Source organism: Curtobacterium sp. VKM Ac-2861 (genome assembly GCF_013204965.1).
Classification (GTDB): Bacteria; Actinomycetota; Actinomycetes; order Actinomycetales; family Microbacteriaceae; genus Curtobacterium.
In genome coordinates this window covers 267,823-292,090 of record NZ_JABMLA010000004.1, presented here as the reverse complement: position 1 = coordinate 292,090, position 24,268 = coordinate 267,823, and the positions used below count along the sequence as shown (strand labels likewise).

At 70.8% G+C, this 24,268-nt stretch carries 19 protein-coding genes; 11 read left to right on the top strand and 8 right to left on the bottom strand.

Going from position 1 to position 24,268, the window contains the following annotated elements; translation table 11 throughout:
• Positions 1 to 118 precede the first annotated feature (118 nt).
• Positions 119 to 721, top strand: a complete 603-nt coding sequence (locus HQQ88_RS12315) for a vitamin K epoxide reductase family protein (protein ID WP_243649877.1) — start codon at positions 119 to 121, stop codon at positions 719 to 721.
• A gap of 122 nt (positions 722 to 843) precedes the next feature.
• Complete coding sequence (locus tag HQQ88_RS12310) at positions 844 to 1,695, top strand: thioredoxin domain-containing protein (protein ID WP_173169575.1); 852 nt, start codon at positions 844 to 846, stop codon at positions 1,693 to 1,695.
• A 73-nt stretch (positions 1,696 to 1,768) separates the two neighbouring features.
• Here HQQ88_RS12310 and HQQ88_RS12305 read toward each other — a convergent pair whose 3' ends face one another.
• Genes HQQ88_RS12305 through ileS form a run of 5 tightly spaced genes read right to left on the bottom strand, consistent with a single transcriptional unit; the run spans position 1,769 to position 8,225 of the window.
• Complete coding sequence (locus HQQ88_RS12305; RefSeq protein WP_123673367.1) at positions 1,769 to 2,617, bottom strand: thioredoxin domain-containing protein; 849 nt, start codon at positions 2,615 to 2,617, stop codon at positions 1,769 to 1,771.
• A gap of 19 nt (positions 2,618 to 2,636) precedes the next feature.
• Complete coding sequence (gene ndk / locus HQQ88_RS12300) at positions 2,637 to 3,056, bottom strand: nucleoside-diphosphate kinase (protein ID WP_111084529.1); 420 nt, start codon at positions 3,054 to 3,056, stop codon at positions 2,637 to 2,639.
• A 38-nt stretch (positions 3,057 to 3,094) separates the two neighbouring features.
• On the bottom strand, positions 3,095 to 3,511 hold the full coding sequence (locus HQQ88_RS12295; RefSeq protein WP_131878550.1) for a DUF4233 domain-containing protein: 417 nt from the start codon (positions 3,509 to 3,511) through the stop codon (positions 3,095 to 3,097).
• Positions 3,508 to 4,974: a folylpolyglutamate synthase/dihydrofolate synthase family protein gene (locus tag HQQ88_RS12290; RefSeq protein WP_173169574.1), complete on the bottom strand. Its 1,467-nt coding sequence runs from the start codon at positions 4,972 to 4,974 to the stop codon at positions 3,508 to 3,510. The genes HQQ88_RS12295 and HQQ88_RS12290 overlap by 4 nt, the downstream gene beginning before the upstream one ends.
• On the bottom strand, positions 4,971 to 8,225 hold the full coding sequence (gene ileS, locus HQQ88_RS12285) for an isoleucine--tRNA ligase (protein ID WP_173169573.1): 3,255 nt from the start codon (positions 8,223 to 8,225) through the stop codon (positions 4,971 to 4,973). Before ileS ends, HQQ88_RS12290 begins: the two co-directional genes overlap by 4 nt.
• Before the next feature lie 244 nt (positions 8,226 to 8,469).
• Here ileS and HQQ88_RS12280 point away from each other — a divergent pair, with 244 nt between their 5' ends.
• Positions 8,470 to 9,504 (top strand): cation diffusion facilitator family transporter, encoded by a 1,035-nt coding sequence (locus tag HQQ88_RS12280; RefSeq protein WP_173169572.1) that lies wholly within the window; start codon positions 8,470 to 8,472, stop codon positions 9,502 to 9,504.
• A gap of 23 nt (positions 9,505 to 9,527) precedes the next feature.
• Here the strand turns inward: HQQ88_RS12280 and HQQ88_RS12275 are convergent, their stop codons facing one another.
• Complete coding sequence (locus HQQ88_RS12275; protein WP_173169571.1) at positions 9,528 to 10,127, bottom strand: TetR/AcrR family transcriptional regulator; 600 nt, start codon at positions 10,125 to 10,127, stop codon at positions 9,528 to 9,530.
• A gap of 32 nt (positions 10,128 to 10,159) precedes the next feature.
• Here HQQ88_RS12275 and HQQ88_RS12270 point away from each other — a divergent pair, with 32 nt between their 5' ends.
• From HQQ88_RS12270 to HQQ88_RS12255, 4 genes are read left to right on the top strand one after another with little or no spacing between them, the layout of a single operon-like run.
• Positions 10,160 to 11,779 (top strand): ABC transporter substrate-binding protein, encoded by a 1,620-nt coding sequence (locus HQQ88_RS12270; protein ID WP_173169570.1) that lies wholly within the window; start codon positions 10,160 to 10,162, stop codon positions 11,777 to 11,779.
• A gap of 5 nt (positions 11,780 to 11,784) precedes the next feature.
• Complete coding sequence (locus tag HQQ88_RS12265) at positions 11,785 to 12,837, top strand: ABC transporter permease (protein WP_254067075.1); 1,053 nt, start codon at positions 11,785 to 11,787, stop codon at positions 12,835 to 12,837.
• Positions 12,834 to 13,727: an ABC transporter permease gene (locus tag HQQ88_RS12260; RefSeq protein WP_173169569.1), complete on the top strand. Its 894-nt coding sequence runs from the start codon at positions 12,834 to 12,836 to the stop codon at positions 13,725 to 13,727. The genes HQQ88_RS12265 and HQQ88_RS12260 overlap by 4 nt, the downstream gene beginning before the upstream one ends.
• Positions 13,724 to 15,388, top strand: a complete 1,665-nt coding sequence (locus HQQ88_RS12255) for an ABC transporter ATP-binding protein (RefSeq protein ID WP_173169568.1) — start codon at positions 13,724 to 13,726, stop codon at positions 15,386 to 15,388. Before HQQ88_RS12260 ends, HQQ88_RS12255 begins: the two co-directional genes overlap by 4 nt.
• A 148-nt stretch (positions 15,389 to 15,536) precedes the next feature.
• On the opposite strand, the gene proP is transcribed toward HQQ88_RS12255, so the two are convergent.
• The gene (gene proP / locus HQQ88_RS12250; protein ID WP_243648893.1) at positions 15,537 to 17,123 is read right to left on the bottom strand and encodes a glycine betaine/L-proline transporter ProP; all 1,587 of its coding nucleotides are present in this window, start codon (positions 17,121 to 17,123) and stop codon (positions 15,537 to 15,539) included.
• Between the two features lie 266 nt (positions 17,124 to 17,389).
• Between proP and valS the strand changes: the two genes are divergently transcribed.
• Positions 17,390 to 19,984 (top strand): valine--tRNA ligase, encoded by a 2,595-nt coding sequence (gene valS / locus HQQ88_RS12245; RefSeq protein ID WP_254067074.1) that lies wholly within the window; start codon positions 17,390 to 17,392, stop codon positions 19,982 to 19,984.
• 65 nt (positions 19,985 to 20,049) lie between these two features.
• Positions 20,050 to 20,301 carry a hypothetical protein gene (locus tag HQQ88_RS12240; protein ID WP_123293970.1) on the top strand — a complete coding sequence of 84 codons (252 nt, stop codon included), beginning with the start codon at positions 20,050 to 20,052 and terminating at the stop codon, positions 20,299 to 20,301.
• 81 nt (positions 20,302 to 20,382) lie between these two features.
• Here HQQ88_RS12240 and HQQ88_RS12235 read toward each other — a convergent pair whose 3' ends face one another.
• Entirely contained in the window at positions 20,383 to 21,219 is an 837-nt protein-coding gene (locus tag HQQ88_RS12235; RefSeq protein WP_173169567.1) for an alpha/beta hydrolase, read from the bottom strand.
• Between the two features lie 122 nt (positions 21,220 to 21,341).
• Between HQQ88_RS12235 and HQQ88_RS12230 the strand changes: the two genes are divergently transcribed.
• Entirely contained in the window at positions 21,342 to 21,941 is a 600-nt protein-coding gene (locus HQQ88_RS12230; RefSeq protein WP_132099662.1) for a TetR/AcrR family transcriptional regulator, read from the top strand.
• 196 nt (positions 21,942 to 22,137) lie between these two features.
• Positions 22,138 to 24,162, top strand: coding sequence for a M3 family metallopeptidase (locus tag HQQ88_RS12225; RefSeq protein ID WP_173169566.1), 2,025 nt, complete (start codon positions 22,138 to 22,140; stop codon positions 24,160 to 24,162).
• Positions 24,163 to 24,268: the final 106 nt, after the last annotated feature.

Below are 24,268 nucleotides of genomic sequence, written 5' to 3'. Positions count from 1 at the left end.
TGCCCCGTGGGGCACTGCCCGGAAAGCTCTCTTCGGTCTGCGGTTGCCCGCACGACCTCCGGCCAGTATCGCACGCCGCTCCCGGAAAGGACCGGAAGCCGCATGCGATGATGACGGCGTGAGCACGTCAGCGCCTGCCCCCCGTCGTCCGATCGCGATGGCCGTCTTCCTCTTGATCACCGGGTTCGTCGGCCTGTACGGGTCCTTCTCCCTGGTGCTCGACGAGTTCAAGAAGTACGCCGACCCCGACACGGTGCTCTCGTGCGACGTGAACCCGTTCATCAGCTGCTCGGACGTGATGGCGAGCTGGCAGGGCCACTTGTTCGGGTTCCCGAACCCACTGCTCGGCGTGATGGGCTTCGTGGCGCCGATCGCCGTCGCGGTGATGATGCTCGCGGGCTTCCGCAACGGTTCGCGGTGGTTCTGGATCGCGTTCAACGCCGGCGTGTTCCTGGCGTGGGTCTTCGTGACGTGGCTCTTCACCCAGACCGTCTGGTTCATCGGCGCGCTGTGCCCGTGGTGCATGCTCGTGTGGTCGATGACGATCCCGATGTTCTGGGTGTTCACGATCTGGAACGCCGCGCAGGGCCGCTTCGGTGCCCGCACCCAGCGAGTCGGCCGGGCACTGCTCCCGTTCTGCTGGGCGTTCCCGCTGGCGAACTACCTGTTCATCATCGTGACGATCATCATCAAGTTCCCGACCATCCTGACGGTCTTCTGATCCACTGCTGGGCGTCCCCGATGCGGCACCCATGATGCATCGATGACGCGTCACCGAATTCCTGGGGGCTTCCCAGGCAGGACGCCCGATCGGCCTCCGGGCAGCACCTACGCTCGATCTCGATGAGCGAGAACGAGAGCAAGAAGGTCCGTCGCGACGCCGCCCGAGAGCGCGCTCGCGAAGCCCGGGTGCGGGAGCAGGCGCGACGTCGCCGCAACAAGACGCTCGGGATCAGCGGCATCATCGTCGGCAGCTTGGCGGTCGTCGCCGTGGTCGTCCTGGTGATCGCGAACTCGGTGCAACCCGCGGGGCCCGGGCCGCGGAACATGGCGAGCGACGGCATCCTGTTCACCGGCCAGAGCGGCGAGATCGTGCCCGTCGAGACCAAGGCGACACCCGACGGTGGGACCCCGACGGCGACGGAGCAGGACGACTCGGTGGCGAACATCACCGTGTACTCGGACTACATGTGCCCGTACTGCAACCAGTTCGAGACAGCGCAGATGGACCAGATCGAGCAGTGGGTGAAGGCCGGCTCCGCGACGCTCGAACTGCACCCGTTCAACCTGCTCGACCGGGTGTCGCTCGGGTCGAAGTACTCCACCCGCTCCGCCGCCGCGGCCGCCTGTGTGGCGAACTACGACCCGGACGCGTTCCTGGCGTACAACACGTCGCTCTACGAGAACCAGCCGTCCGAGAGCACCAAGGGCCTGACGAACGACGAGCTCGCGTCCCTGGCGAAGGACGCCGGCGCGACGAACAGCAAGGTCGCCTCGTGCATCACCGGCCAGCACTTCGCCGGGTGGGTCGCCGACGCCACGAACCGGGTGATGAACGACCCGATCCCGAACTCGTCGCTCGACAAGGTGACGAGCACCCCGACGATCATCGTCAACGGCAAGCAGTTCACCGGCTCCCTGACCGACACCGACGCCTTCGCGTCCTTCGTCGAGCAGAACGGTGGCGCCGCGTAGGCACGAGGCAGCGCGACGAGCGAAGGCCCCCGCTTCCGGATGGAAGCGGGGGCCTTCGCTCGTGCAGGTGGTGCTACTTCGCCGCGGCGTCGATCGCGGTGATGACCGTGCTGAGGTCGTCGAGGCGCTTGCCGTTCACGACCACGGTCGGCGTGCCGAAGCCCTGCGTGCCCTGCAGTGCCTCGTCCGCGGTGACGAGCTTGGTGGACTTCGTCACCCAGCCCTTGAACTGCTCGGTCGACAGGCACTCGGAGACGTTCGACCCGGTCGCGCCGCCCGCCTTCACGAGCTTCGCGATCTCGGCGTTCGTCAGGCCCGAGGTGCCCTCGGTGGGCTGGTTGTCGAAGAACTGCGTCTGGACGTCCAGGAACTTGTCCGGCGCGTAGTTCGCGACGCACATCGCGGCGTTCGCGGCCCGGCTGGCGTAGCGCGAGCTCTGGTAGCTGCGGTCGAGGATCGACACCGGCTGGATGGCCAGCGTCGCGTCGCCCGACTTCACCTTGTCCAGGATCTGGTCGGCGTAGGCGGCCTCGAACTGCTTGCAGACCGGGCAGGCCCAGTCGACGTACTCGGTGACCGCGACCGCACCGTCGGTGTTCGACGTCGGGACTGCCGACGGGGTGCCCTTCGCGGTGACGGCCTTCGTGGTCACCGGGGTGACCTCGCCGCCCTCGCCGGTGAACTGGATCGCGCCGGTGGCCATGTTCTTCGGCCCGGCAGCGGACACGGCGGGCGCGTTGTTCACGTTCACCACGACGAGCGTGATGATCGCGGCGATCGCGATGATGCCCAGGCCGATACCGCCCTGCAGGAACCACTTGTTGCGGCGCTTGCGACGCTTCTCGGCGTCGGCGCGCTGGCGCGAGACCTCACGCGCGTGCTGGCGACGCTCGTTCTTGGTGGGTCGGTCGTTGTTCGTCACGAGTCGTTCCCCCGGCGTCTCAGGCGAACCAGAGCGCGAGCTCGCGCGCCGACGACTCGGTGCTGTCCGACCCGTGCACCAGGTTCTGCTGCACCTTGAGGCCCCAGTCGCGACCGAGGTCGCCACGGATGGTGCCCGGCGCGGCGCTGGTGGGGTCGGTGGTGCCGGCGAGCGACCGGAAGCCGGCGATCACGCCGTTGCCGGCGACGCGCACGGCGACGACCGGACCGGACTGCATGAACTCGACGAGCGGCTCGAAGAACGGCTTGCCCTGGTGCTCCTCGTAGTGCGCGTCCAACAGGTCGCGCGGCGCGGTGAGCATCTTCAGGTCGACGATCTCGTAGCCCTTCGACTCGATGCGGCGGAGGATCTCACCGGTGAGCTGGCGGGCGACGCCGTCGGGCTTGACGAGGACGAGGGTCTCTTCGAGGTCGGACACGCAGTACTCCTAGTGTGTTCGCGGGATCGGAGGGGTGGTCAGTCCTCGCCCGTGGCGGCCCGGCGCGCGGCGTTCTGGCGGTCGAGCTGACCGCCCTTGACGAAGCAGAAGACCCACAGCGCCAGGAACACCACGGCGACCGCGAACATGAACGGTTCGATGAACCCGGTGGCGAGGATGGCCGCCTGCAGCAGCCACCCGAACCCTACACCGGCGGGGTTGCCGGTCAGACGTGAGGCCAGCGCCAGCACGACCATCGCACCGATGCCGCCGCCGAACGCCAGGGCCGGCGGCAGGGTCCCCTTGCCGAACACGACGAGCATCGGGAAGAAGAACATGATCGCCTCGAGCACGAGCGCGATCGACAGCAGGCTCTCCTGCGCCCCGCGGTCGCGTCGCGGCTTCCGGGTGCGCGGTGCGCGTCCCGGCCGGGAGGCCCTGGGTGCGTTCGTCACTTCGTCTCGCCTTCCCGGTGGACCAGGTCCATGACCGCACCCACCATCACGATGGAGCCCGCGACGAGCACGAGGGCGTCCTCGGCGTCCGCCTCGTCCGCCAGGTCGCGTGCCTGCTGCAGCGCGGCGGCGAGCGACGGTTCGACGACGACACGGTCCGCGCCGACCTCGTCCACGACGACCTTCGCGAAGGCGTCCGCGTCGAGGGCACGCTCCCCCGGGGGCTGCGTGACGACGAAGGTCTCGACGGTGCCCTTCAGCGCGCGGACGAACCCGCGGGCGTCCTTGTCGCCGAGGATCCCGACGACGCCGACGACGTGCTCGGACGGGAAGGCCACCGGCAGGGCCTCGGCCAGGGCCTTGGCACCGTGCGGGTTGTGCGCCGCGTCGACCACGACGGTCGGGTCGGTGGCGATCGGCTGGAGGCGACCGGGGCTGGTGGCACCGGCGAGGCCCTCGGACAGGACGTCCTCGTCGAGCGCCTGGGTGCCCCGACCGAGGAACGACTCGACCGCGGCGATCGCCACGGCCGCGTTGTGCGCCTGGTGCCGCCCGAACAGCGGCAGGAACAGGTCGTCGTAGCGGCCGGCGATCCCCTGCACGGTGATGAGCTGACCGCCCACCGCCGGCGTCACGTCCAAGACGCTGAAACCGGTGCCCTCGACCGCGAGGGTCGACTCGGTGAGCTCGGCGGCACGCTCGAGTTCGACGAGTGCCTCGGGGACCTGCTCGCTCGACACCACGGCGGACGACGGCTTGATGATCCCGGACTTGGTCCGCGCGATCTCCGCCACCGTGCTGCCGAGCTGCTTCGCGTGGTCGATGGCGATCGGCGTGAACACCGCGACCTGGCTCTGCACGACGTTGGTGGAGTCCCACTCGCCGCCCATGCCGACCTCGATCACGGCGACGTCGACGGGCGCCTCGGCGAAGCACGCCAGGGCCAGGACGGTCAGTGCCTCGAAGAAGGTGAGCGGGAGCTCGCCCTTGGCGGTGAGCTCCTGGTCGGTCAGTTCGAGGACCGGGGCGATGTCGTCCCAGTTCTCGACGAGCCGGCTCGGCTCGATCGGCTGCCCGTCGATGACGATGCGCTCCCGGATCGACACCAGGTGCGGGCTCGTCATCAGGCCGGTGCGCAGACCGTGGGCACGGACGATGCTCTCGGTCGTGCGCGCGGTGGACGTCTTGCCGTTCGTGCCGGTGATGTGGATCACCGGGTACGCCAGGTGCGGGTCCCCGAGCAGCTCGACGGCGCGACGGGTCGCGGTCAGGCGGTGCTCGGGCGACTGCTCACCGATCCGGGCGTACAGGGCGGCCTCGACGCGCTTGACCTCGTCGTCGTCACCGCCGTACGGCACGGCCTCGACCGGAGCGTCTCCGGACGGGCCCACCGGGATCCGGATGCCGTCCTCGTCGTGCTGGTCGTGCTGGTCGTGCTCGTCGTACTGGTCGTCGTCGCTCATGCGCGTGACACCTCCACGGTCACCTTCGCGCCGTCACCGACATCGGTGGTGGCGCCTGCCCCGAGGGGCACGATCTCGACGCTCGTCGCCAGGGTCTCCCCCGCGATGAGCTGCTGGTGGGTGCGCACCGACGCGTCGGCGGCCTCGTCGACCCCGAGGGTCAGGACGATGCGGTCGCTGACGTCCAGGTCGGCGTCGCGCCGGGCCTGCTGGACGGCACGGACGACGTCGCGGGCGAGCCCCTCGGCCTCGAGCTCGGGCGTGGTCACGGTGTCGAGCACCACGAAGCCGCCCTCGTCGAGGAACGCCACGGCGACCGACGGGTCGGCGACGGTGAGGTCGAGCGTGTACTCGCCCTCGACCAGGTCGACACCGCCGACGGTGACGCCGGACTCGGTCGCGGTCCAGTCGCCCTTCTTGGCGGCCGGGATCACCTGCTGCACCTGCTTGCCGATCCGGGGGCCGGCGACGCGGGCGTTGACGGTCAGCTTCCGCTCGATGCCGTACTGCGCCAGTGACTCCTCGGCCTGCGCCTCGAGCACGACCCGCTTGACGTTGAGCTCGTCGCGCAGGATGTCGGCGAACGGTTCGACCGCCGCCGGGTCCGGCACCACGAGGGTGAGCGTGGCGAGCGGCAGCCGGACGCGCTTGCCGGTCGCCTTGCGGAGCGCGAGGCCCTTCGAGGCGACGTCGCGCACGCGGTCCATCGCCGCGACGAGGGCGTCGTCGGCGGGGAACTCGGCCGCGTCGGGGAAGTCCGTCAGGTGCACGCTCCGACCGCCGGTCAGGCCCTTCCAGATCTCCTCGGTGACGAGCGGGGCGAGCGGGGCCGCGACGCGCGTCAGGGTCTCGAGCACCGTGTACAGGGTGTCGAAGGCCGCACGGGCGTCGTCCCCGGCCGCACCGTCGGCCCCGGTCCAGAACTTGTCGCGCGACCGGCGGACGTACCAGTTCGTCAGCACGTCGGCGAAGTCACGGACGGCCTGGGCCGCGAGCGGGGTGTCGAGCGCGTCGAGGTGCTGCTGCACGTCGGACACGAGCACCCGGGTCTTCGCGAGCAGGTACCGGTCGAGGACGTCGGTGCTGTCCGTTCGACGGGTGGCCTGGTACCCCGACTCACCCGATGCGTTCGCGTAGAGGGTGAAGAAGTAGTACGTCGACCACAGCGGGAGCATGAACTCGCGGACGCCCTGGCGGATGCCCTCTTCGGTGACGACGAGGTTGCCGCCGCGGATCACCGACGAGGACATCAGGAACCAGCGCATGGCGTCGGCGCCGTCGCGGTCGAACACCTCGGAGACGTCCGGGTAGTTCCGCAGCGACTTCGACATCTTCTGACCGTCCGAGCCGAGGACGATGCCGTGGCTGATGACGTTCTTGAAGGCCGGTCGGTCGAACAGCGCGGTGGACAGCACGTGCATGACGTAGAACCAGCCGCGGGTCTGCCCGATGTACTCGACGATGAAGTCGGCCGGGTTGTGCGACTCGAACCACTCCCGGTTCTCGAACGGGTAGTGCACCTGGGCGTACGGCATCGACCCGGAGTCGAACCAGACGTCGAACACGTCGGTGATCCGGCGCATCGTCGAGTTCCCCGTGGGGTCGTCGGGGTTCGGGCGGGTCAGGTCGTCGATGAACGGGCGGTGCAGGTCGACCTCGCCGTCGGCGTTCAGCGGCAGGCGGCCGAAGTCGCGCTCGATGTCCTCGAGCGAGCCGTACACGTCGGTGCGCGGGTACTCGGGATCGTCGGACTGCCACACCGGGATCGGCGTGCCGAAGTAGCGGTTGCGCGACACCGACCAGTCGATGGCGTTGCCGACCCACTTTCCGAACTGGCCGTCCTTGACGTTCTCCGGCACCCAGTTGATGTCCTGGTTGAGCTCGCCCATGCGGTCGCGGAAGTCGGTGACCCGCACGAACCACGACGACACGGCCTTGTAGATGAGGGGTTTCCGGCACCGCCAGCAGTGCGGGTAGCTGTGCTCGTAGGACGCCTGGCGGAGCAGACGACCGGCGTCGCGGACGGCCTTGGTCAGCGGCTTGTTCGCGTCGGACCAGAGCATGCCGGCGACCTCGCCGAACTGCGAGGTGAAGACCCCGCCCTCGTCGAGGGAGAGCACCACGGGGATGCCGGCGGCAGCACAGACCACCTGGTCGTCGGCACCGTAGGCCGGGGCCTGGTGCACGATGCCGGTGCCCTCGCCGGTCTCGACGTAGTCGGCGACCAGGATACGCCAGGCGTGCTCCATGCCCTCGGCATCGGCGAGGAAGTCGAACAGGCGCTCGTACTCGACGCCGTCGAGCTCCGCACCCGTCAGGGTGCGGACGACCGCGGCAGCGGCGTCCTCGGCCGTCTCGTAGCCGAGGTCCTTCGCGTAGGCGGCCACGGTGTCCGAAGCCAACAGGTACGAGACGGAACCGGCGTCGGCACCGTCAGCCGCGCCTCCCGGCCCCGCAGGGATCACCACGTACGAGACCGCAGGCCCGACGGCCAGCGCGGCGTTCGTGGGCAGGGTCCAAGGGGTCGTCGTCCAGGCGAGCGCACGCACGCCGGCCAGCCCGAGCGACTCGGCGCGCGCACCCTGCAGCGGGAACGACACCGTGACGGACTGGTCCTGGCGCATCTTGTAGACGTCGTCGTCCATGCGCAGCTCGTGGTTCGACAGCGGCGTCTGGTCGTTCCAGCAGTACGGCAGGACCCGGAAGCCCTCGTACGCCAGGCCCTTGTCCCAGAGCTGCTTCCACGCCCACAGCACGCTCTCCATGAACGTCGTGTCGAGCGTCTTGTAGTCGTCCTCGAAGTCGACCCAGCGCGCCTGGCGGGTGACGTACTGCTGCCACTCGTCGGTGTACTGCAGCACGGACTTCTTGGCGGCGGCGTTGAACACGTCGACGCCCATCTCGTCGATCTCGTGCTTCTCGGTGATGCCGAGCTGGCGCATCGCCTCGAGCTCGGCGGGCAGCCCGTGGGTGTCCCAGCCGAAGCGGCGGTGCACCTGCTTGCCGCGCATGGTCTGGTAGCGCGGGAAGACGTCCTTCGCGTACCCGGTCAGCAGGTGACCGTAGTGCGGCAGGCCGTTCGCGAACGGCGGGCCGTCGTAGAAGGTCCACTCGTCGCAGCCCTGGCGCTGGTCGATGGACGCCTGGAACGTGTCGTCGCCCTTCCAGAAGGCGAGGATCCCCCGCTCGACGGCGGGGAAAGACGGCGAGGGGACGACGCCATCGGCATCGGCGTTCAACGGGTACGGCACCGGGACTCCTTGTGGGTTCGCTCGATCTCCACGAGGACGGAGCACGCTCCGCGGTACCACCTCGCTTGCCACGCCGTGCTGTCCGCACGTCACGACCGCTCGTGTTCGGGTTCGGTGCGGCCCGGTCCGCCCGGTTCTACTGACGAGCCGCTCGCGCGGACCGCGTTCTTCCGGGAGCTCCCCGGTGATGGCCGGATCGACGCTCGTGTGACACGAGTTTAGCGGACGGGAGCATGCTGGAGGGATGCCCGACGACTCTGCCTCCGGCGAACGCCCGGAGTCCTCCCTCACCGTCATCATCGCCTTCGGCGCGAACCTGCTCGTCGCGATCGCGAAGACCATCGCGTCGCTCATCTCGGGTTCGGCCTCGATGGTGGCCGAGGCGGCGCACTCGTGGGCGGACACCGGCAACGAGATCTTCCTGCTCGTCGCCGAACGACGGGGCGCGCGGAAGCGCGACACCGCACACCCGCTCGGGTACGGCCGCGAGACCTACATCTGGTCGATGTTCGCCGCGTTCGGGCTGTTCACCGCCGGCGCCATCGTGTCGATCTACCACGGCATCTCCGAGCTCGGCGAGACGGGTCCGGCCGAGGACGTCCTGCTCAACTACATCGTGCTCGCGCTGTCGTTCTGCCTCGAGGGCACGAGCTTCCTGCAGGCCTACCGCCAGGCGCACGGAGCGGCGACGAAGCGCAAGGTCCCGGTGCTGCGCCACGTGCTGCAGTCCTCGAACCCGACGCTGCGGGCCGTGTTCGCCGAGGACGCCGCTGCGCTCATCGGCCTCGTCGTCGCGTTCCTCGGGGTGTTCCTGCACCAGATCACCGGCCTGGCGATCTTCGACGCGATCGGTTCCATCGCGATCGGCGTGCTGCTCGGGGTCGTGGCGATCATCCTCATCGACCGCAACCGCCGCTTCCTGCTCGGCGAGAGCACATCGCCCGAGCTCGAGAACGCCGTGCTCGTCGAGCTGCTCGGCCGCTCGCAGATCGAACGAGTCACCTACCTGCACCTGGAGTTCGTCGGACCGTCGCGGGTGTACCTCGTCGCGGCCGTCGACCTGACGGGCAACGAGAACGAGGAGCACGTCGCGGTGCGGTTGCGCGACGTCGAGAAGTCGCTCGAGGACAGCCCGTACATCGAGGAAGCCGTGCTGACGCTGAGCTACCCGGGCGATGCCTCGCTGCGGCCGACGAGCGACGAGGTGCCCGAGGTGGTGCGCGACGGGACGGTCTCGGACGTGGCCGCCGGCGGCGCCGGGACGCTGCGCACCGACTGACGCGCGGGCGAGCGTCGTCGGCGTCAGCGCGCGTCGAGGCCGGCGACCACCGGGGTCAGCGCCGCCGCGACGTACTCGACGAGCGGTCGTCGGGCCACCCCGTCGGCGACCCACACCCCGAACGCCGCAGCAGCCGCCCCGAGCACCGCACCCGAGACCGTCTGCGGCCAGAGCGACCCCGGCTGCTCCCCCGTGCGCCCGGCCACGAAGGCGGCGACGGCCCCGTGCTGCGCCATCACCCGGACGGCGACCCCGGCGACGAGCTCGGAGCCGATGCCCATCACCTCGGCCTGCGCGACCGCCCACGGCACCCGCTCGGGGTCGTGGGCCCGGGCCGCGGCGAGCAGGGCCTGCTCCACCGCACGCACCGGACTGGGTTCGGTCGAGGCCGCCAGGTACCCGGGCAGCCCCGCGACCGCGGCGTCGAGCTCGAGCCACATCACGTCCGACTTCGCCGTGAAGTAGTTGAAGAACGTCGCGCGGCTGACCCCCGCACGCACGGCGATCTGGTCGACCGTGGTGCGTCCGTACCCCTGCTCGAGGAACAGCTCGGCAGCGGCGTCCGCGAGGACCTCGGCGCTCGAGCGTCGAGGGCGGCCACCGCGGCGGATCGGTTCGTCCATGGGCCCCAGTAAACCGCTAGACTCGTCCAGCCATGATCTTGGACTCAGTACAGAAAACCGTCGCCGCCGTCGCGAGCGCCACCGCCGTCGTCCTCGTCCTCGCGGGGTGCAGCGGCGCCGGGACGAGCACCACGAGCAGCAAGCCCGTGAGCGGCGGGACCCTGACGTACGCCTCCGGCGACGCCGAGCCCACCTGCCTCGACCCGCACGTCGGCGGCAACTACCCGCAAGCGCTCCTGGCGACGCAGTACATCGAGGAGCTCGTCGGACTCGAGGACGGCGAGCCGACGCCCGAGCTCGCGACGAAGTGGACCACGAGCGACGACGGCAAGACCCTCACCTTCACGCTGCGCGACGACGTCACCTTCACCGACGGCACCCCGTTCGACGCCGCCGCCGTCGTGGCGAACATCGAGCACGTGCAGGACCCGGCCACCGCGTCGAGCACCGGGTACCTCGCGCTGCAGTCCATCACGAAGGCGACGGCCACCGACGACCACACCGTGACGCTCTCGCTGAGCCGTCCGGACAGCGCGCTGCTCGAGTCCTTCTCGCAGCCGTGGGTCGGCATGGAGTCCCCGAAGGCACTCGAGCGCAAGCAGGCGACGAACTGCGAGTCGCCCGTCGGCACCGGCCCGTTCGAGGTCACCGGGTGGAAGCACGGCGACCGCGTCACCCTGACGAAGAACAGCGACCACTGGGGGAAGACGAAGCCGCGCCTGTCCGGCATCACGTGGCGGTTCCTGCCCGACTCGACGTCGCGCTACGCGGCGCTGCAGTCCGGCCAGGTCGACGTCATCGACAACGCGCAGCCCGACCAGCTCAAGGCGGCGTCGGCGAAGGGCGCCATCCGCGACCTCGACGCCCCGCGCCCCGGTGCCTCGAACCGCCTCGAGTTGAACTCCGGCCACGGCGTGTTCCGTGACGAGGCCGTGCGGCAGGCGTTCATCGCGGGTGCCGAGATCGACCCCGGCCTGCAGTCGCTGTTCCTCGGCACCGCGAAGCGCTCGTACTCCGTGCTCTCGAGTGCCGAACCGCTGGCCTACTCCGAGAAGAGCCGGTTCGACTACTCCCCGACGAAGGCGAAGCAGCTGCTCGACGACGCCGGCTGGAAGGTCGGGTCGGACGGCATCCGCGTCAAGGACGGCCAGCAGCTCACCGTGACGTTCCCGGTGTCGACGAACCAGTCGGTGCCGGCCGAGCGCAGCCTGTTCCAGCAGATCCAGGCGTCCGAGAAGGCCGTCGGGTTCAAGGTCGTGCTCGACGAACTCGACCTGTCCAGCTGGTACGCGGCCCTCGCGGCGAACGAGTACGACGTGGTCAGCGCCCCGTACACGAAGGTCGGCCCCGACGTCCTGCGCATCCTGTACGACAGCGCGAGCATCGAGCCGGCACCGTCCGGGTACTTCGCGAACCTCGCGCAGCTCGACGACCCCGCACTCGACACCCTGCTCGAGCAGGCGGCCCGCACCTCGGACGCCGACGAGCGCGCCGACCTGTACGAGCAGGCGCAGAAGACGATCCTGGCGAGCGACACCGTGCTGCCCCTCTACGACCAGCAGAACCACTTCCTGGTGCGCTCGGCCGTGCACGGCATCCAGACGACCTCGGTGTCCACGCCCTGGTTCGGCACGGCCTGGATCGACCGCTGACACGGATGCCCTGGGTGTGGTGGGCCGTCCGACGGCTCGCGGGCGGGATCGGCGTGCTCTGGGCCGTCGCGACGATCGTGTTCGTCGCGATTCGGCTCATCCCCGGCGACCCCGCACTCGCGATCCTCGGTGGTCCGGGCTCGCAGGCCTCCGCCGAGGCCGTCGCCCAGGTCCGGCACGAGTACGGCCTCGACCAGCCGGTGCTCGTGCAGTACGCGGTGTTCCTCGGACGCCTCGCCACCCTGCAGCTCGGTGACTCGTACGCCTTCCGCACCCCGGTCGCGACGCTGCTCGGCCAGCAGCTGCCCGTCACGCTCACCCTGGCGGTGGCCGGCCTCGTCGTCGCCTGGGTCCTGGCGATCCTCGCGGCGTGGTGGTCGACGCAGCGCGGTCGGTTCGCAGCCGGGCTGACGAGCGCGCTGAGCATCACCGCGAGCGTGATGCCGCACTTCTGGCTCGGCAGCGTGCTCATCGTGGTGTTCGCGAGCGCCCTCGGTTGGGTGCCCGCGGTCAGCGACGGCACGGTGCGCGGCTGGGTGCTCCCGGTGCTGACGGTGGCCGTCCCGGTCGCCGGGTACCTGGCCGAGACCGTGCGCGACGGGGTCGTCGATGCGCAACGGTCCGCCTTCGCCCTCGCCGCGCGGGGCCGTGGTGAGACCCGCCTCGGGCTGTTCGCCCGGCACCTGCTCCGCCACGCGGCGCTGCCCGGCATCGCCCTGTCCGCCTGGGCGTTCGGGTCCCTCGTGTCCGGCGCCGTCGTCGTCGAGTCCGTGTTCGCGCTGCCCGGCATCGGTCGCGCCCTGGTGACCGCGGTGACGCAGCGGGACATGCCGCTCGTCGCCGGCATCGCGCTGGTGTCCGCCGCCGCCTACGTCGTGGTGCTCGCGGTCGCGGACCTCGTCGAACGTGTCGTCGACCCGCGCACCGGAGGCCGGCGCACCGGCGCCCCGCGCGCCGGAGGCCCGCGCGCCGGAGGCCCGCGCGCCGGCGCCCCGCGCCCGCGCACCCCGCGCGCCGCGCGACGCCGTGGACCCGGCCCCGAGGCGGCGGCACGGTGAGCGGCATCGCCGAGCCGAGCCTCCCGACCGACCGGTCCGCCGACGGACGCCCGGCAGCCGGACGCGGTCCCCGCGCCCTCGGCGTCCCCGGAGCCGTCGCGGGCGCCGTGGTCCTGCTCGCCGTCGTGGCGGCCGCCTGGCCGGCGCTGCTCGGCGGCGCGGACCCGCTCGCCGTGCACCCGTCGGAGGCGCTCCTCGCGCCGAGCGGCGCGCACCCCTTCGGCACCGATGAATCCGGCCGCGACGTCCTGTCCCGGGTCGTCGCCGGCACGCGGGCCTCGCTCGTGGTCGGTGTCGCCGCGACCCTGATCGGCGGCGGGACCGGCGTCGTGCTCGGGGTCGTCGCCGGACTGGGCGCCGGCGCCGGGCGCATCGGCCGACTGCTCGACGCCGTGATCGGCCGCGTCACCGAGGTCGCCTTCGCCCTGCCGCTGCTGCTCGTCGCCCTGGTGGTCATCGCCGTCACCGGCCCCGGCCCGGTGCCCGCCGTGCTCGCCGTCGGCTTCGCCACCGCCCCCGGCTACGCCCGCATCGTCCGTGGTCTGGTCCGCGCGGCCCGGTCGTCGCAGGTCGTCGAGACCGCCGTGCTGCTCGGCCGCTCCCCCGTCCGCATCGTGGTCCGGCACGTCCTGCCCACCGCACTCTGGCCCGTCGTCGCGGTCGCCACGCTCGGTGTCGGCCAGGCGATCGTCTGGGCCTCGGCGCTGAGCTACCTCGGCGTCGGCACACCACCCCCGGCTCCGGAGTGGGGCGCGATGCTCGCCGACGGCCGGACCTACCTGCAGACCGCACCGTGGATGAGCACCTTCCCCGGGCTCGCCGTCGTGGTGCTCGCGACCGCCGTCACCGTGCTCGGTCGCGCGATCCGCCGAACAGGAGTCGTCCGATGACCACCGTCCTCGAGGTCCAGGCGCTGCACGTCGCCATCGCGGGCACACCGATCGTGCACGACGTCGCCCTGCGGGTCGACGCCGGCGAGTGCGTCGCCCTGGTCGGCGCGTCCGGCTCCGGCAAGACCGTCACCGCCCGCGCCGCACTCGGCCTGTCCGCACCCGGCTCCGCCGTCCGCGCCGACGCCTTCACCGTCGCCGGCCTCGACGTCCGCGCGTTCTCCGATCGTCGGTGGCGCCAGGTGCGCGGGTCTCGGGTCGGCTACGTCGGCCAGGAGGCCCTGGGCGCGTTGGACCCGCTGCGTCCCGTCGGACGCGAGGTCGCCGACAGCCTTCGCCTGCACACCGAGATGGGTGCGGCCGAGCGCGTGGACGCCGTGCGCGATGCCCTGCGCGCGGTGGGCCTCGACCCGGACATCGCGACCGACGGACGACTCGCCGGCACGCTGTCGGGCGGGATGCGGCAGCGGGCCCTCATCGCCGCGGCCACCATCGGGTCGCCGGCGCTCGTGGTCGCCGACGAGCCCACGACCGCACTGGACGCCGGGGTCGCGGTCACCGTGATGGAGCAGCTGCGGGTGGCGCAGCGGCGCGGGGCGGGGCTGCTCGTGATCACGCACGACCTCGGGCTCGTCGCGGGGTGGGCCGACCGGGTGGCCGTCATGCACGAGGGCCGGATCGTCGAGCAGGGCCCGGTCGCCTCAGTGTTGCAGGATCCGCAGCACGCCGCGACGCAGGCCCTGGTGCGCGCGGCGCACGGTGCGAGGTCCCGCCGCGATGCTGTCGTCCGGTGCGAGGTTCCGGACATGGTGCGAGGCGCTGCGGATCGCACGGAACACGGAACCCCGCACGGAACAGAGGCGACCTCGCACGGTGCGAGGGGCGTCCTCGTCGCCGCGGGCCTCGCGCGCGGGTACGAGGGCGTCCGCGCCGTCGACGACGTGTCGTTCGGGCTCGACCGCGGGCGGGTGCTCGGGGTGATCGGCGCCTCGGGGTCGGGCAAGACCACCCTGGCGCGGATGCTGCTCGGGCTCGAGACGCCCGACGCCGGCACCGTCGCACTCGACGGAGCGCCCTGGGTGCCACTCCCCGAACACGACCGACGACCCCGACGCCACCGCGTCGCGGCCGTCGTGCAGGACCCCGGTGCCACGTTCGACGAGCGGTGGTCGGTCGAACGGGTCCTCGCCGACGCGTTCTCGCGGGGCGACGACCGCCGCGCCCGTGGCTCCCTCGCCGCCCGGGTGGACGCAGCCCTGCGACAGGTCGACCTCGACCCGGCGCTCCGGCCGCGGTCGCCGCTGACCCTGTCCGGTGGGCAACGGCAGCGACTCGCGATCGCCCGGGCGTTGGCCACCGACCCGGAGGTGATCGTCCTCGACGAGCCGGTCACCGCCCTCGACGCCACCGTGCAGGACGCCGTGCTGACCCTGCTCGAGCGGCTCCGCGACGACACCGGCGTGGCGATGGTGTTCGTGTCGCACGACCTGCGGGCCGTGCGCCGGATGGCCGACGACGTGCTCGTCGTGCACCGGGGCGCCGTCGTCGAGCACGGCCCCGCCGCGACGGTGTTCGCGCGCCCGGCGCACCCCGTGACCGCGCACCTGCTGCAGGCCGCGGAGCGGCTGGTGGCGGGCCCCGCAGCCGACTTCACGGACTGAGCGACAGTTCGCGCGGTGCCGCGTCCGCGAACTGTCGCTGCGCGCGTGACGTCACCCACGGCCCTGAACGTGATCGGAGGCCCGGTGCGCGTCCGTGGCGGACGTGCACCGGGCCTCCAGTCCGGGTTGCCGCGGGGCGGCCCCGTGGTCAGGAGTCGGCGGACTCCTTCTTCGCCGCGTCACCCGAGATGATCGGGATCTCACTCGTCGCGAACTCCTTCGCCCAGTCGGACTGCGCGAACTCCGAGTTCGGGTCGTTGTAGTCGTCGATCACGCCGGCGACCTCGTCCTCGGAACCGACCGTCGGGCCGGAGCCCATGAGCGGGGTGGCGGCGGTCTCCTTGGTGAAGTACACCGCGACGAGCCCAATGACGGCGGCCAGCATCAGGTAGAAGGCCGGGATGTCCTCGGCCCAGCCGTAGCCGGCGTCCTTCGCGGCGTTGATGAGCGCCGAGGTCGCGAGCGGGGTCGTGCCACCGAACAGCGACACCGAGACGTTGAACGCGATCGCGAGCGCGCCGTAGCGGATGATCGTCGGGAACAGCGCGGGCAGCGTCGACGGCATGGTCGAGGTGAACGTGACGAGCACGACACCGAGGATGAGCAGGCCGGAGAACACCCCGACGCCCGTGCCGGTCTGGACGAGCTTGAGGGCCGGCCAGGACAGCAGGATGAAGCCGATGCAGCCGGCGGCGAGCACCGGGCGACGACCGAACTTGTCGGACAGCCGGCCACCGAACGTGATGACGACCATCATGAGCAGCATCACGACGACGATCAGGATGAGGCCGAACGTGGCGTTCTGACCGAGGTTCTGCTCGAGGTAGGTCGGCATGTAAGACAGCAGCATGTAGTCGGTCACGTTGAAGACCAGGACCAGGCCGATGCAGATGATGAGCGCGCGCCAGTTCTCGGCGAAGAGCTTGAGGAACGGGGTCTTCTGCCCCTCGCGCTCGGCGGCCTGCTCCTGCTGCTTCTGGAAGGCCGGGGTCTCCTCGAGCTTGAGGCGGAGGTACAGCCCGATCAGGCCGAGCGGGCCCGCGATGATGAACGGGATGCGCCAGCCCCAGCTGAGCAGGGCGTCCTCGGACAGGCCGAACTGCAGGCCGGTGACGATCGACGCGCCGAGCACGTAGCCGGCCAGGGTGCCGAACTCGAGCCACGAGCCCATGAACCCACGGCGCTTGTCGGGCGAGTACTCGGCGATGAAGGTCGCGGCGCCGCCGTACTCACCGCCGGTCGAGAAGCCCTGCACGAAGCGGGCCACGAGCAGCAGGACCGGAGCCCAGAAGCCGATCGAGTCGTACGACGGGATCAGGCCGATCATCAGCGTGCCGGCGGCCATCAGGATCATCGTCAGCGCGAGGACCTTCTGCCGGCCGATCCGGTCGCCGATCGGACCGAAGACGGCGCCACCGATCGGTCGGACGATGAACGCCGCGGCGAAGAACCCGAAGGTCGCGACGATGTTCGCGGCGGGGTCGCCCTGCGGCAGGAAGACCTGCGAGATCGTGACGGTCAGGTACGCGAAGATGCCGAAGTCGAACCACTCCATCGCGTTGCCGAGGGCGGCGGCCGCCACGGCGCGCTTGAGCAGCGACTCCTCGACGACGGTGACGTCGTCCTTCGTCAGCTTGCGCCGAGCGCGCTTCGCAGCGCCCTTCGAGCGCAGCGGTCGGTCGCCGTGCGGCAACGGCCGATCGCCGTGCGGGTGGGGTGCGTCGTTCGGTGCCAAGTCGTTCCTCCGGTGTGCGGTGCGTCCTTCGGGCGTCCGGCGGACGGCAACGGTGCAGTTCCTGCGAACCCGCGCTCGCCGGACAAACTCCGACAGACTACCAGGTCTCCGGCGTGTCCGACAGGTCGGTGTGGTAATCGCCGCTCCCAGCACTCGTGAGCCGCGTCGGTCCCGCCCGCTACGATTGGGGCACCTCGCATCGAGCGGGGACACTCAGGCACCTCATCACGGACTCGGTGCCGCACACACGCACGGAAGGCGCAGCCATGACCAAGCCCATGCCCGAGAAGCCCAGCGTCGACGGACTCGAGCAGGTCTGGGGGCCGGTCTGGGAGCAGGACGGCACCTACCGCTTCGACCGTGACGCCGCCGGCCACCGCGACGCCGTCTACTCCATCGACACCCCGCCGCCGACCGCCTCCGGGTCGCTGCACATCGGGCACGTCTTCTCGTACACGCACACCGACCTCAAGGCGCGGTTCGAGCGCATGCGGGGCAAGCACGTCTTCTACCCGATGGGCTGGGACGACAACGGCCTGCCGACCGAGCGCCGCGTGCAGAACTACTACGGCGTCCGCTGCGACCCGACGCTCCCCTACGACCCCGACTTCACGCCGCCGTTCGAGGGCGGCGACGGCAAGTCGTCGAAGGCCGCCGACCAGCTGCCGATCTCGCGCCGCAACTTCATCGCGCTGTGCGACCAGCTCACGGTGCAGGACGAGCAGCAGTTCGAGGAGCTCTTCCGCACCCTCGGGCTGTCGGTGGACTGGACGCAGTCGTACCGCACCATCGACGACACCTCGCGGGCGAGCGCGCAGCGTGCCTTCCTCCGCAACCTCGAGCGCGGCGAGGCCTACCAGGCCGACGCCCCGACCCTGTGGGACGTCACGTTCCGCACCGCGGTCGCGCAGGCCGAGCTCGAGGACAAGGAGATGCCCGGCGCGTACCACGGCATCGCGTTCCACCGTGCGGACGGCGGCGACGACGTCGTGATCCAGACGACCCGACCCGAGCTGCTGCCGGCGTGCGTCGCCCTCGTCGCACACCCCGACGACGAGCGGTTCCAGGACCTGTTCGGCACCACGGTCCGCTCGCCCCTGTTCGACGTCGAGGTCCCGGTGCTCGCGCACCACCTGGCGCAGAAGGACAAGGGTGCCGGCATCGCGATGGTCTGCACCTTCGGCGACACCACCGACGTGGTCTGGTGGCGCGAGCTGCAGCTGCCGAACCGCGCGATCCTCGGCTTCGACGGCCGTGTCCGTTCCGACGAGCCCGCGTGGATCGAGTCGGCGACCGGCAAGGCGCTCTACGCCGAGATGGCCGGCAAGACCGTGTTCTCGGCGAAGAAGGTCGTCGTGGACGCCCTGACCGAGTCCGGCGAGCTCGTCGGCGACGTCAAGACGATCAACCACCCGGTGAAGTTCTTCGAGAAGGGCGACAAGCCCCTCGAGATCGTCTCGACCCGCCAGTGGTACATCGTCAACGGCGCCCGCGACGAAGCCCTGAAGACGACGCTCCGCGCCCGCGGCGAGGAGATCGCGTTCCACCCCGACTTCATGCGCGTCCGCTACGACAACTGGGTGGGTGGCCTGTCCGGCGACTGGCTCATCTCGCGCCAGCGCTTCTTCGGCGTGCCGATCCCGGTCTGGTACCCGCTCGACGCCGACGGCAACCCGGTGTTCGACCAGCCGATCGTCCCGACCGAGGCGCAGCTGCCCGTCGACCCGTCGTCGGACCCGGCACCCGGCTACTCCGAGGACCAGCGCGGCATGGCCGGCGGGTTCCAGGGCGAGCTCGACGTCATGGACACCTGGGCCACCTCGTCGCTCACCCCGCAGCTCGCGGGCAAATGGGAGACCGACCCGGCGCTGTACGACCTGGTGTACCCGTACGACGTCCGCCCGCAGGCGCAGGACATCATCCGCACGTGGCTCTTCACGACGGTGCTCCGCAGCCAGCTCGAAGCGGACACCGTGCCGTGGAAGCACGCGAGCATCTCCGGCTTCATCGTCGACCCCGACCGCAAGAAGATGTCGAAGTCGAAGGGCAACGTCGTCACGCCGCTGTCGATCCTCGAGCAGCACGGCGCCGACGCGGTCCGCTACTGGGCGGCCTCGTCGAAGCTCGGCACCGATGCGGCGTTCGACCCGCAGAACCCGAAGCAGATCAAGGTCGGTCGTCGTCTGGCGATCAAGGTGCTCAACGCCGCGAAGTTCGTCTACGGCTTCCCGCTGCCCGAGGGCGCCACGAGCGTGACCGAGGCGCTCGACGTCGACATGCTCGCCGAGCTCGGTGCGGTCGTCGAGCAGGCGACCGCCGCGTTCGACGGCTTCGACCACGCCCGCGCGCTCGAGATCACGGAGCGGTTCTTCTGGACCTTCTGCGACGACTACCTCGAGCTCGTGAAGGAACGTGCCTACGGCACGGCGGCCGACGCGACGCACGAGACCCAGGCGAGCGCGGTCCTGGCGCTGCGCGGCGCGATCGACGTGCTGCTCCGACTGCTGGCACCGTTCCTCCCGTACGCGACGGAAGAGGTGTGGGCCTGGACCCACGAGACCAGCGTGCACCGGGCCTCCTGGCCGACCGCTGCCGACCTGCCCACCGACGCGGCCCCCACCGGGCTGCTCGCGGCCGTCGGACAGGCGCTCATCGGGATCCGCGGCGCGAAGACGTCGGCGAAGGCGTCCCAGAAGACGCCCGTCACGCGTGCCGTCGTCGCGGCGCCGGCCGAGACACGGACGCTCATCGAGCGCGCGGCGGTCGACCTGGCGGCCGTCGGCCGCATCGAGAACCTGTCGTTCGTCGACGGCGACGAGCTCGCCGTCACCGAGATCGAGCTGGCGGAACAGCAGGCGTAACGTCGGTCGTCCGGGCCGGGTCGCCTCGGCGACCCGGCCCGTCCACCACCGGACAGGAGGCACGGATGCAGTTGGGCACACGATGGAGCGTGGGTGGGGAGCCGCCTGCGCGACTGCCCGAGGCGATGGTCGTCGCCGTGCGCGGCGTCGAGGACGAACTGGCGGCCGAGTCGGTCGACACGGGGACCTGGGGCTGGACCCTGACGTTCCTCGAGGGCAAGCCGATCGTCGAGCTCGACGACGGCACCTCGATCCACCTCGACGATGCCGGGCACGCGCAGGTCACGAACCCCGACGACGCCGCGGAAGAGGACTGACGCGGGGCGAGGTCGCTCGGTGAGCAGAAATGGTCGGGTCCCCGGTGGGAACCCGACCATTTCTGCTCACGATGCGAGCGGCTACTCGGCGAGCCAGGTGAGCAGGACCTCGTTCACCTCGGCGGTGTGCGTGGTGAGCAGGCCGTGCGGGGCACCCTCGATCTCGACGTACTTCGCGGCCGGCAGGGCCTTGGTGAAGCGGCGACCGGTGGCGTCGATCGGCAGGATGTTGTCCGCCGTGCCGTGCACGATGAGCGCCGGGACGGTCACCTTCGGGATGTCCTGACGGAAGTCGGTCGGCCAGGTCAGCGGTGCTGCAGCGGACGCGATCGCACCCGAGCCGGCGGCGATGTTCCAGGCGTTGCGGACGGCCTCTTCCGAGATGCGCGAGCCGAGGTTCTCCGACAGGTTGAAGAAGTCCTGGTAGAAGTTCGTGAAGTACGCGTACCGGTCCTTCTTCACATCAGCCGCGATGCCCTCGAAGAACGACATCGGGCCGGCGCCGTCCGGGTTGTCGTCGGTGATGGCCAGGAAGGGCTCGAGCGAGGCGAGGAACGCGACCTTCGCGATCCGGTCCTGTCCGTGGCGGCCGATGTAGCGGGCGATCTCGCCGGTGCCCATCGAGAAGCCGACCAGGATCACGTCGCGCAGGTCGAGGGTCTCGAGGACGGTGTGCAGGTCGTCGGCGAAGGTGTCGTAGTCGTAGCCGGTGCTCGGCTGCGAGGACTGCCCGAAGCCGCGGCGGTCGTACGTGATCACGCGGTGGCCGGCCTCGAGCAGGGCCGGGGTCTGGCCCTCCCACGAGTTGCCGTCGAGGGGGAAGCCGTGGATCAGCACGATCGGCTGACCGGTTCCCTTGTCCTCGTAGTGGAGTTCGATGTCGACGCTGTTCTCGGTTCCGACGGTGATGGCACCCATGATCGTTTCCTTCCCTGAGCCTCGCGGAGAACGTTCGTTCTCTGTCGATGTGCCTTACACTAGAGAACGATCGTTCCCGGCGCAACTCGGGAACGGTGAACACGCAGCGAACGGGGTACGTCATGGCAACCAGCACCATCAGCACGGTCGACGCCGACGTCCGCGCACACATCGTGGACGTCGCCGACCAGCTGTTCTACGCGCGCGGCATCCAGTCCGTCGGCATGGACGAGATCCGCACCGGCGCAGGCGTCTCGCTGAAGAAGCTCTACGCGGCCTTCCCGGGCAAGGAGCAGCTCATCGCGGCCGTCCTGTCCGGGCGCCACGACCTCTGGGAGCGCGGCGTGCACGGTGCGGTCGAGGCGGCCACGACCCCGCGCGACAAGCTGCTCGCCGTGTACGACTTCCTCGAGTCGTGGTTCGGCGACGACACGTTCCGCGGCTGCGGGTTCATCAACGCCTTCGGGGAGCTCGGCGCGACCTCGCCCGCGGTCGCCGAGATCGCCCGCGACCACAAGGACTCGTTCCAGCGGTTCGTGCAGGAGCTCACCGCCGAGGTCGTCGCCGATCCGGACCGTGCCGAGGAACTCGCCGCACAGCTCGCCCTGCTCGCCGAGGGCGCGCAGACCACTGCTGCCATCGCCGGCACCACGGAACCTGCAGCGCACGCCCGCCGTGCCGCGTCGACGCTGATCGACGCCGCGACGGGGCCGTCCCGCTGACCTGGTCGTTCCGGGCGTACCTGGTTGTTCCGGGCGTACCTGGTCGGTTCTTCCGACCAGGTACGCCCGATTCCGCTTTCCAGTCCGGTCGCGATGGGAAGGAACGCACCCACAGGGCGGAGGGGAGGCGCGGGGCGGGGCCGCCACGGGCCTCCCGTCCGCCCCGTCGCGGCGCGACGTCCGTAGGGTGGTTGCCATGGCAACCCCGTTCGACGTCCCGAGCACCCTCCCCTACGCCCTGCCGCCCTTCGGCGACGTGCGACTCGAGCACTACCGACCGGCCTTCGAGGCCGGCATGGCCGAGCAGCGCGCCGAGGTCGAGGCCATCGCCACCGATCCGCACGCACCGACGGTCGAGAACACCCTCATCGCCCTCGAGCGCTCCGGGCAGCTGCTGACCCGTGTCAGTCACGTGTTCTTCACGCTGTCGTCGGCGGACTCGACGCCGGAGCTGCACGACCTCGAGGCCGAGGTCTCGCCGTTGCTCGCCGCCCACCGCGACGCGATCACGCTGGACTCCCGGCTCTACGCCCGCGTGCAGTCCGTGCTCGACGGCGCCGCAGCCGCCGGGCTCGAGGGCGAAGCGCTCCGCCTGGTCGAACGCACCCACGCCGAGATGACCCTGGCGGGCGCCGGGCTCGACGACGCCGGCAAGGAGCGCCTGACCGCGATCAACCAGGAGCTGTCGACGCTCACGACCACCTTCGAGCGCAACCTGCTCGAGGACACCAACGACTCCGCCGTGCACGTGACCGACGAAGCCGAGCTCGAGGGACTCGACGACGGTGCGAAGTCCGCCGCTGCCGGTTCCGCTGCGGACCGCGGCCTCGAGGGCTGGCTCATCACCCTGCCGCTCTACACCGGCCACCCGTGGCTGCCGTCGCTCGCGAACCGCGGCCTGCGCGAGCGGATCATGCGCGCCTCGCTCGCCCGCGGCCGCCGCGGCAACCAGTACGACAACCGCGAGGTCCTGCTGCGCATCGTCCGGCTCCGTGCCGAGCGGGCCGAACTGCTCGGGTTCCCGAACCACGCCGCGGTCGTCACTGCCGACGAGACGGCGAAGACCCCCGAAGCTGTCGACGGCCTGCTGTCGTCGCTCGTCGGCGCTGCAGCCCGGAACGCCGACGACGAGCGGGCCGTCCGGTCCCGCACGGTCGGGTTCGACATCGAGTCGTGGGACTGGGCGTACGCCACCGAGATCCTGCGCGGCGAGCAGTTCGCCGCGGACAGCTCCGCGCTCCGACCGTACTTCGAGGCCGACCGGGTCCTGCACGACGGTGTCTTCCACGCCGCGGGCGCCCTCTACGGCCTGACCTTCACCGAGCGCCCGGACCTGCACGGCTACAACGACGAGGTCCGTGTCTTCGAGGTCACCGGCGACGACGACGAACCCGTCGGGCTCTACCTGCTCGACCTGTACACACGCGACGGCAAGCGCGGCGGCGCGTGGATGAACCCCGTGGTCGAGCAGTCCGAGCTGCTCGGCACGCTGCCCGTCGTGGTGAACAACCTCAACGTCGCGAAGCCGGCCCCCGGGTCGCCGACGCTGCTCATCCAGGACGAGGTCGAGACGCTCTTCCACGAGTTCGGCCACGCGCTGCACGGCCTGATCGCCCGAACCAGCTACCCCCGGTTCTCCGGCACGAACGTCGAGCGCGACTTCGTCGAGTTCCCGAGCCAGGTGAACGAGATGTGGGTGTCGTGGCCGTCGGTCCTGGCGAACTACGCGAAGCACCACGAGACCGGTGCCCCGCTGCCGCCCGAGCTCGTCCTGGGCCTGAGCGAGTCCGAGGGCTTCAACGAGGGCTTCGGCACGACGGAGTACCTGGCCGCGGCGTTGCTCGACCAGGCGTGGCACCGGCTGTCCTCCGCCGACGCCGCTGCGGTCACGTCCGTCGAGGACTTCGAGCGGAACGCCCTCGCCGCCGCCGGCATCGCCGTCGAGGCCGTGCCCCCGCGCTACTCGTCGACGTACTTCGCGCACACGTTCTCGGGCGGGTACGACGCCGGGTACTACGGGTACATCTGGTCGGAGGTGCTCGACGCCGACACGGTCGAGTGGTTCCGCGACAACGGCGGGCTCTCCCGGGAGGCCGGCCGTCGGTTCGCATCACGGCTGCTGGGTGTCGGCGGCGCGAAGGACCCGCTCGAGGCGTACCGCGACTTCCGCGGGCGCGACGCCGAGGTCGGGCCGCTGCTGCGTCGCCGCGGCCTCGAGTAGGGCGCGCGGGGACCGGGCGCTTCCGGGCGTACCGCGGCGAATCGGGCGTACCTGTTCGGAACTTCCGACCAGCTACGCCCGATCCCACTTTCCATCGCAGCCGTCA

Coding starts and splice junctions, on each gene's coding strand:
- HQQ88_RS12230 (WP_132099662.1), top strand. CDS start 21,342: ATGGCAACCAGCACCATCAGCACGGTCGACGCCGACGTCCGCGCACAC.
- HQQ88_RS12225 (WP_173169566.1), top strand. CDS start 22,138: ATGGCAACCCCGTTCGACGTCCCGAGCACCCTCCCCTACGCCCTGCCG.
- valS (WP_254067074.1), top strand. CDS start 17,390: ATGACCAAGCCCATGCCCGAGAAGCCCAGCGTCGACGGACTCGAGCAG.
- HQQ88_RS12240 (WP_123293970.1), top strand. CDS start 20,050: ATGCAGTTGGGCACACGATGGAGCGTGGGTGGGGAGCCGCCTGCGCGA.
- HQQ88_RS12275 (WP_173169571.1), bottom strand. CDS start 10,127: ATGGACGAACCGATCCGCCGCGGTGGCCGCCCTCGACGCTCGAGCGCC.
- HQQ88_RS12235 (WP_173169567.1), bottom strand. CDS start 21,219: ATGGGTGCCATCACCGTCGGAACCGAGAACAGCGTCGACATCGAACTC.
- HQQ88_RS12270 (WP_173169570.1), top strand. CDS start 10,160: ATGATCTTGGACTCAGTACAGAAAACCGTCGCCGCCGTCGCGAGCGCC.
- HQQ88_RS12255 (WP_173169568.1), top strand. CDS start 13,724: ATGACCACCGTCCTCGAGGTCCAGGCGCTGCACGTCGCCATCGCGGGC.
- HQQ88_RS12310 (WP_173169575.1), top strand. CDS start 844: ATGAGCGAGAACGAGAGCAAGAAGGTCCGTCGCGACGCCGCCCGAGAG.
- HQQ88_RS12265 (WP_254067075.1), top strand. CDS start 11,785: ATGCCCTGGGTGTGGTGGGCCGTCCGACGGCTCGCGGGCGGGATCGGC.
- HQQ88_RS12290 (WP_173169574.1), bottom strand. CDS start 4,974: ATGAGCGACGACGACCAGTACGACGAGCACGACCAGCACGACCAGCAC.
- HQQ88_RS12280 (WP_173169572.1), top strand. CDS start 8,470: ATGCCCGACGACTCTGCCTCCGGCGAACGCCCGGAGTCCTCCCTCACC.